This window comes from Arthrobacter sp. BL-252-APC-1A (assembly GCF_009696625.1).
Lineage (GTDB): Bacteria > Actinomycetota > Actinomycetes > Actinomycetales > Micrococcaceae > Arthrobacter_B.
Map to the genome: position 1 here is coordinate 1 of NZ_VULS01000022.1, position 7186 is coordinate 7186.

Here is a 7186-nt window from a genome sequence, read left to right on the forward strand (position 1 = left end):
AGGTATCTCGGTCAAGGTGGAAGCCCATGCCGATGATCCCCTTGTTTACCTCACCGTAGCAGTTCCTATAACTGGCGTGATAGGAACTGGAGCTCGTGAGCTGGCAGCCAGAGATACCCATTGGAGCTAGCTGTTCTGCTTGCCCCGTTATTCCTGTTCGCCTGAGGCGGTTTTCTAACAGAACGACAGCGGCCGGCAAAGCGGAAGAGGTCTCGGTTCATGCGCGGCCCTCTTCATGGAGGGTCCGGCGCCCGGGGCGCAATGCCCCGGCTTTCACCGGGACCCATTTCCCGCCGTTGTTGTGTTTGCGCTGCAACCGGCGGACTTCGCGCAGCACTGCGCCCTCAATGAGTTCTGAGACTGACCGGTAGCCTTCCGCTCCGCCGGCTGCCAGGAAGGCGGCTCTGACCTGATCCGCGTCTTGTTCGGTGAAATACGGGGTGAATGACGCAGGTTTTCTTTGGCTCATCGGGTTCCCTGGTTCAAGGTCTTCATTCCAGCACCTGGATCCTGAGGTTCTCCGCGGCAGCAGCCCACTCCAGGAAAGGGGCTCCCGTTCGTTCTGTGGGGTCCTCGCTGCGGTACAGGAATTCTTCCCTGATGCGTTCGAGTGCGGTGGAGAGCACGAACACGTCATGCTCTCCACCGAGCTCAAGTTTCTTGCCTGGCATTTTTCTCTCTACTCCACGGGTGCGAGGTAGGGGTTTCCGCTCTGTTGTTCGGGCTGTGAGGGGCGTTTGGCCGGCTGCACGGGGCCGTATTTGAGGGACGCTCCGATTTCTTCGACGTCGAGTTCGATGGTGGTTCGGTTCTCGCCGTCCTTGGTTTCGAACCGCCGGGATTTCAGTGTTCCTTCGGCTATGACCCGGCTTCCCTTAGTGAGGGATTCAGCGATGTATTCGGCTGTTTCGCGCCATACGGTGCACCGGATGAAGAGTGTTTCTCCGTCTTTCCACTCGTTGCTTTGGCGGTCCAGGATCCGCGGTGTTGAAGCGATGGTGAAGTTCGCCACCGGGACGCCGCTGGGAGTGAAGCGCAGTTCGGGATCCGAGGTGAGGTTTCCGGCAATGGTGGTGGTGGGTTCGCCTGCCATGGTGATCAGCTTCCTTCGTCGGTGATAGATGGGAGTGCTGCTTTTTATGGGTTAGGTGCTGGGAGTTTCCAGGGCGATGACCTGGTTGATCTTGTCCGGGTTCAGTCCTGACCAGTGATCTTCGGATCCGTCCCGTTCGTAGACGACGACGGGTGCCTGGGCGTACCCGAGTTCCTCGGTGATGTATTCCAGTGCTGCGGGGGTGACGCTGATATCGACTACCTGGGGATCAAGTCCTGCGGTTTTGAACTTTCCGATGGTGAGCTTGCAGGGTGAGCAGCCGGGCTTGGTGTAGACGGTGATAGTCATGGCGCTCATTCCTTAGGTTTCGTAGTCGGTTTAGTCAGAGTCCGTGCTGTTGGTGATGTCTCTATTTTCCCATTTATTCATCTGAATAAAAGAGGTTTTGGCGCTAATTCTAGGTGTTTTTATACCCGTTTATGGCTGGAACGTGCGAGTAGTTTCGGGACCGGTTTCGCTGGGTTGGGTTGTTGGCCTCTCCCCCGTTGTTTTTTGCCTGCTGGCGAGCTTGCTCGCTTGTCCCCGCCGGAGCAGTGCTCAACGCCGTAGGCGCCAGGGGCTAAGAATCCTGGGAGGAAATAAGCGACGAAGGAGCGCCGGAGAGGATTGTTGGGACCGCAGCCGGCGCCAGCCGGTTGACGCTGCGGAGCGGGGGCGCAGAATCCGCAGGGCAGCAGCAAAAAAAGACGTCGTAGACAGATCAGCCGGCGGCGACGAAGGAGCCGCCGGCCACAGCCCGAAGCGCAGCGCAGGACCGCTTTGTTGAGCCTGAGACGGAGGTGCCGGCTGTCATCTACGCGTATCCCGGGGGCACTTTATTAGAACATGTGTTCTAATATCTGGAGATAGATGGAGCGGCGTTGGTGTGATGGCCGGCCAGGGAGGAAGTCTTCAATGACAGTCGCAGCAGCCGAAGCGATGGGATCCGTTGCGGTCCGTTTCACTACTGCAGGAATCCCGTTGGCGGTGCGTCACGAGGGGCGAGTATGGGCCGTGGCGGCCGACCCTGTGCACTGGTTCACCCGGTGCAGCTGGTGGGATCAGGAAGGCTCAGCGGTCCGCGGTAGCGGGGACCTCGTGAGTGTGGAGTACTGGCAGGTGCAGGTGTGGCTCACTGCATCGAGTGCCCTGCGCACCTTTACGCTGCGGCGGGACCCAAGAAGCGATGAATGGATCCTGGAAAACATTCTGGAGAGCGTGGCTTAGGCCCGCCGACGGTACCTGCTAGGCAGAGCCGATATCGTCTTGATATCACTGTTAATCCATAGTGATATCAAGACGATATCGGCGAGATATCATTAGGCTATCTGGTACGTTCGGCCCTTCGCCGCTCCAGTTCAGGCCAGATGAGAGATTCGAGTAGCTTCTGCTGGCTGCGCCGGTCCTCAGCCGCTGATTCCTTCAGGAGCAGTTTTTGATACTCATTCATCCGGAACGGCATCATCTTGGTTAGAGGCGCGTCAGGATCCAGCTCGTCCTCTGCGGCTGGCTCGACTGGCGCATATCCTCCCCTGCCAAATTCCTCGGCTTTCCTGGCCAGTTCATCCTGGTCGTCAGACATGGCGGGGGCAGGGCTGACTGCCGGCGGCTGACGTTTCTTTATAGCCATGACTGGATCTCCTTCACCAGCACCTGGACCTCGGCCTTGGCTGGACTGTTGGAAGCTTCAACCACTCCCCTGCCGGCTGGGATGCTGTCGCGGTAAACCTTGCGGATCTTGAGTGCAGCGTCGATAAGCGGGATCTGCGGATAGTCCCGCAGGTATTCCTTGGCCTCGTCTTGTTCCGTTGCCGATGAGTACGTGGGTACCTGCGTCAGCAGGGCCATGGCCTTGAGCTTGGGGTTCATATCCTGGGCGGTCTCGATGAGCTCGACCATTCCGGGGATGGTGTCCAGGTCAAATTGGGAGGGACGAACCGGAATGATCATCAGGTCGGCGACAGTCATGGCTGTGCGCATTTCCTGGCTGTCGTGGCCGGGAACATCGACTACAACGTAGCTGTACCGCGTTTTGAGGTCCTTCAGGACTTCCCGGACGTTGCCGGTGGCCTGAACGGAATGAACCCGGGGGAGAGAATCGTCTTGGACTCTGTCGCCGGCCCAGGTGAAAGCTGACTGGACGCTCTTGTCGCAGTCCACAATGATGACGTCCTCACCAACTCTGGCGAGTTCTGCAGCGATATTGACCGTCGTTGTCGTCTTTCCGGTGCCGCCTTTTTGGCTGCCCACTAAAAGTATCGGCATGTGTCTCTCCAGTTCACGCGCTACGCATCTGATATCACAGCGATATCAGAATGATTTGATAGCTCAATGATATCACGATGCTACCGATAGCATTGTGATATCGGCTGTCAGTGTCGTTTCCGGGGTGCAGAGGTTGCAGGCGTGTATCCGTGCTGGGCGGCCAGCACCCTCCAGCTGGGCCGGGTATTGCTCGCGGCTACGGTTGAAGCCCGGTCCAGACGTTCTTTCTCCAGCCGGCGCCGTTCCAAGGCTTGCTCGCGCTTAAGCGCAGCTGATTGAGCGGCTGCTTGCTGGTCTTTTGAACGCAGGGGCTCGCCCTCAACGGTTCGCCAGGCAGCAAGTCGGTTTTTGACCCAACCGCGGATGCGTCCGGGTTCTCGGGTCTCAGGAGCGCCGCTGTGCGGCCATGCGGTGCCGTCCGGTTGCCAGTCCAGGGCGTGGAGAATGTCCGCGACGGTCCAACCGGCGAGGAAAAAGTCCCGGCAGATGCTGGAGAGATCTTTGATTGAGAGGCACCGGAGCGCAAAGGTGCGGTACCAGATCTCGGATGCGGCCGCCTGCCGCTGTATTTTGCGGCTTGTCGTCCGGTGGGCCGGCCATCGTATTTCCGGACGCCATGGCACTGGGGGAGTGGGTGCGCCGCTTGCGGCACCTGGGTTGAGCAGGCGTGGCGTAGCCACGTCCGAAGGAACTTCGTTTTCGCGCGCGCGTGTGTGGGTTAATTCTTTTTCTTTAAGGTGAGAACCGCCTAGGGCGGGAGGGGTGGCATTTATATCCACAGCTGGTTTCTGTTCCCCGCGGAGCAGCGCGAGCGGGGAAGGCACGCACAGCACGTACACGGCCGCTTCGTTGATCTTCTCTCCGTCTGGTCCTGGTGCGGCGTACCGGGCCTGGCGGCCGCCGGCTACTCGGCCAAGCAGGCCCCATGCTTCAAATTCTGCGAGGTACCTGGCAATGGTTCGCCGGTGGCAGCCGACGGCCTCGGCAATGGAATCCCAGCCCGGGCGGCAGGTCATGGTCTCGTAGTCGGTTCTGGCGATGAGGTAGGCCATGGTCCGCAGGCGGTTTTGCTTGCCGTCGGCGCGCATGCGCCGGAGGGCAAGGAGGTTCCTGAGGTGCGCAGTGACCTGGTTTCCGTGCGCTGCGCGGAGGCTGCCCTTGGGCACGGCGGCACGAACGACTTCCCTGGAGGTCTCGGCGCTGCGGTTCACGCGGCGGGTGGTCCGGCGGGGGACTGGTCCCAGGATCCCGCCGTCCAGGGGGGCACCGGTGCGCTTGTGGCCGTCCGGCACACAGACGAGCTCAGCACGGGCGGATCTGCGGCGTCCTGTGCGGTGTGAAGACGCGCCCAGCGCGTCGACTTCACATGCAGAAGAAGCCTTGTGTAGACTTACGGGCATAACAGAAGGACCCTCCTAGAGGGTGTAGCTGTAAGAGCCCTTCACCCGGAGCCGCCAAGCAAACGGGGTGGAGAGCTTTCGAACTTCATATGAAGGCCCGCCCTCGTGGCGGGCCTTGTTCGTTTAACTGGCCTTACTGAATAAGACCTCCTGGTTCCTCAGAGCGGTAAGGTCCACCGATCTTAGGTAGTCAATAAGGGTTTGGGTGGCGTGAGGGCCGGGCTTGATACCGAGAATCTGCGCGATTTCTTGCAGTTTCTCCCACTCCGGCTGCTCAAGTTTCACAGCAACGGTGTGGCGCGGACCGACGTCGAGTCGCGGCCTTCCGATTTGTCGCTGGGTCTGCTGCATAACCAACATCCTGTCATGTGCATTTAATTTAAATGCGGCAGCTCGTGGGTGTGTTGCTCAAAACCCTCTGGCCACAGCAGCCGCAGCCCCGAGCCATGCCCGCTGCGTGGCCGGCTGCAGGGAGTCGTAGCGGATGGGTCCGTTGACCAGGGCAGGGTCGTAGGGGATCCGGACAACCGAGCGGACGTGGGGCGCGAACCCGTCCGCGATTCGCTGGGCCTCTGCCTTGGCACGCTTCAGGGCTTCTCCGCTCATGCTGCGTTTGGAATCAGTTGATTCAGAAACGATGACGACGGCGTTCGCTGCGAGCTCGGCGTCGTGGCCGCCGCGGGATTCGAGGGTTTGGAGGGTCAGGCGTGCTGCTTCTGCGCGGTCCTCGATGGCGGTCACAGGCACCACGAGCTGGTCGGTGTGGTGGATCATGCGCCGCCAGTTCGCTGCCCTGGCCGTATTGCCTGAGTCCATGACGATGAGCCGGTAGTAGCGGGTGAGCACCTGGTGGGCGATGTCCACTTCCTCGGCTGTTACCTCGTGGTCTCCTTCTTCGTTCTCGTCGGAGCGGAGGACGTCGAACTTGTCTGAAGTCTGGTGGTGGACGAAGCGTGCGATTTCGGCTGCGTTGGTACTAGGGGAGAGGAGTGTTTGAGAGGAATCAATGAGGTCCAGAACGCTGTTGCTGTGTCCTCCCTGCTCGGTGCGCCAGCCTAGGGTGCCCTGGGATTCGTTGTTGTCCCAGGCCACGGTGGCGGCTCCGCTGTAGCGGGCCAGGATCGCGGAGAGCATGACGACGGTGGGTGTCTTGTTGGCTCCGCCCTTGCGGTTGACGACTGCGACGGTGCGGGGGCCGGGCCAGTGCTGGCTGACGGTGCGGATGTCTTCACGTTCAGCGAGTTCCTCCGCTGAAGGTTCCATGCGGAAGCCGAGCCGGCTGAGGGTTCCTCTCCATCCTTGGGTGGCCGGCTCTAGGACAGGAGCGCTGACCAGGAACGAGGTGTCTTTCAGGCTCTGCCGGGTCTGCTGCGGGGTTCCTGAGGGCGTTTCGGTAGGGGGAGCCGTTTCTGTCTTCGTGGGGACTATAGCGGGCTTTTCCATGGATTGTGGCCGCTTTCTTTCCGGTGTGGGTTCGGTGTCTTTCCGGGCCGGTATCTGAGAAGAGGTGATGACTTCGGCGGGGACCGTCGGGGTGGCTTTCCGTCGCCGGGCGGGCTTTTCCTTGCCTGGTTCCTGGGCCGTGCCCGGGTCGGCTTCTTCTACAGTTCCGTCGGCGTGGATGATGAGCGGCCATTCGCCCTCAGGGTCGCTCATGGCTGCACGCAGATTGCGGCCTAGCTTCGCTGCCGCGCCGGCTACGATTTCCACGGCAGCTGCGCGGGCGGCTGCAAGATCACCGGTTTGGATGGGATGGATGCTGCCGCCGATTCTGACTTCGCCGGTTCCGTCTTCCTTAATGATGGCTTCCACTTTGGGCCACTCTGCTGGTGCGGTGCTCATGGGAACTCCTTCGATTAGTAGGTGATACCGACTTCGGCCAGGAACGAGGCTGGGTCAACGGGGTCACCGCTGACATGGACCTCAAAGTGCAGATGGCAGGCAGTGCTCATTCCGGAGCTGCCCACCCGGGCGATCATTTGTCCGGCTTCGACTTTGTCTCCGACCTCGACGAGGATGCCGTTGGAGTACATGTGGACGTACCAGGTGACGACGCCCCCGCCGTGGTCGACCTCGACGATCCAGCCGCCGCTGATGTCTTGGAAGACCTGGCTGACGGTGCCTGCCTGCGCAGCCCAGATGGGTCCTTCGCAGCCGCCGGCTTCCAAGTCGATGCCGAAGTGGAAAGCCGGTGTAGGTCCTGCGGGGGTTTTGATGGTCTCTCGGGGTCCGTATTCGCCGTTGACCGGTCCGGCGCCGGGCTTTGCCCATCCGGCGAGGTTGACTTCTCCCGGGACTAGCTGTACCCGGCCGTCAGGTTGGTAGCAGTCGGCTGATGGGTGGTTTGCCTCCGAGTGCGCTATGGCGTCGTTCATTGTTGTAGTGCTCGAGCCATGGTGCAAGTGCTGCTGTGCGTTCCTGGTTGCTG

General features: G+C 60.7%; 11 protein-coding genes. 1 reads left to right on the forward strand and 10 read right to left on the reverse strand.

Annotated features, from left to right (window positions below; all coding sequences use genetic code 11):
- Positions 1-217 precede the first annotated feature (217 nt).
- From FYJ28_RS16920 to FYJ28_RS16935, 4 genes are read right to left on the reverse strand one after another with little or no spacing between them, the layout of a single operon-like run.
- Positions 218-469 carry a ParB family protein gene (locus tag FYJ28_RS16920; protein ID WP_154580172.1) on the reverse strand — a complete coding sequence of 84 codons (252 nt, stop codon included), beginning with the start codon at positions 467-469 and terminating at the stop codon, positions 218-220.
- Between the two features lie 22 nt (positions 470-491).
- On the reverse strand, positions 492-671 hold the full coding sequence (locus FYJ28_RS16925) for a hypothetical protein (RefSeq protein ID WP_154580173.1): 180 nt from the start codon (positions 669-671) through the stop codon (positions 492-494).
- Between the two features lie 8 nt (positions 672-679).
- Positions 680-1093, reverse strand: a complete 414-nt coding sequence (locus FYJ28_RS16930) for a single-stranded DNA-binding protein (RefSeq protein WP_154580174.1) — start codon at positions 1091-1093, stop codon at positions 680-682.
- Between the two features lie 51 nt (positions 1094-1144).
- Positions 1145-1402, reverse strand: coding sequence for a glutaredoxin family protein (locus FYJ28_RS16935; protein ID WP_154580175.1), 258 nt, complete (start codon positions 1400-1402; stop codon positions 1145-1147).
- A 606-nt stretch (positions 1403-2008) separates the two neighbouring features.
- Here FYJ28_RS16935 and FYJ28_RS16940 point away from each other — a divergent pair.
- Positions 2009-2320 carry a hypothetical protein gene (locus FYJ28_RS16940; protein WP_229780545.1) on the forward strand — a complete coding sequence of 104 codons (312 nt, stop codon included), beginning with the start codon at positions 2009-2011 and terminating at the stop codon, positions 2318-2320.
- Positions 2321-2417: 97 nt separating this feature from the next.
- On the opposite strand, the gene FYJ28_RS16945 is transcribed toward FYJ28_RS16940, so the two are convergent.
- The 6 genes from FYJ28_RS16945 to FYJ28_RS17480 form a co-directional block, all read right to left on the reverse strand.
- The gene (locus FYJ28_RS16945; RefSeq protein ID WP_154580176.1) at positions 2418-2723 is read right to left on the reverse strand and encodes a hypothetical protein; all 306 of its coding nucleotides are present in this window, start codon (positions 2721-2723) and stop codon (positions 2418-2420) included.
- A complete protein-coding gene (locus FYJ28_RS16950; RefSeq protein WP_154580177.1) occupies positions 2714-3358 on the reverse strand; it encodes an AAA family ATPase in 645 nt (214 codons plus the stop codon). Before FYJ28_RS16950 ends, FYJ28_RS16945 begins: the two co-directional genes overlap by 10 nt.
- 107 nt (positions 3359-3465) lie before the next feature.
- On the reverse strand, positions 3466-4758 hold the full coding sequence (locus tag FYJ28_RS16955; protein ID WP_154580178.1) for a hypothetical protein: 1293 nt from the start codon (positions 4756-4758) through the stop codon (positions 3466-3468).
- A 408-nt stretch (positions 4759-5166) separates the two neighbouring features.
- Complete coding sequence (locus tag FYJ28_RS16960; RefSeq protein WP_154580179.1) at positions 5167-6600, reverse strand: chromosome partitioning protein ParA; 1434 nt, start codon at positions 6598-6600, stop codon at positions 5167-5169.
- Positions 6601-6614: 14 nt separating this feature from the next.
- A complete protein-coding gene (locus FYJ28_RS17675) occupies positions 6615-7121 on the reverse strand; it encodes a M23 family metallopeptidase (RefSeq protein ID WP_326831801.1) in 507 nt (168 codons plus the stop codon).
- The coding region (locus tag FYJ28_RS17480) for an integrase core domain-containing protein (RefSeq protein ID WP_154579921.1) at positions 7072-7186 on the reverse strand (115 nt) is incomplete at its 5' end. The genes FYJ28_RS17675 and FYJ28_RS17480, both read right to left, overlap by 50 nt.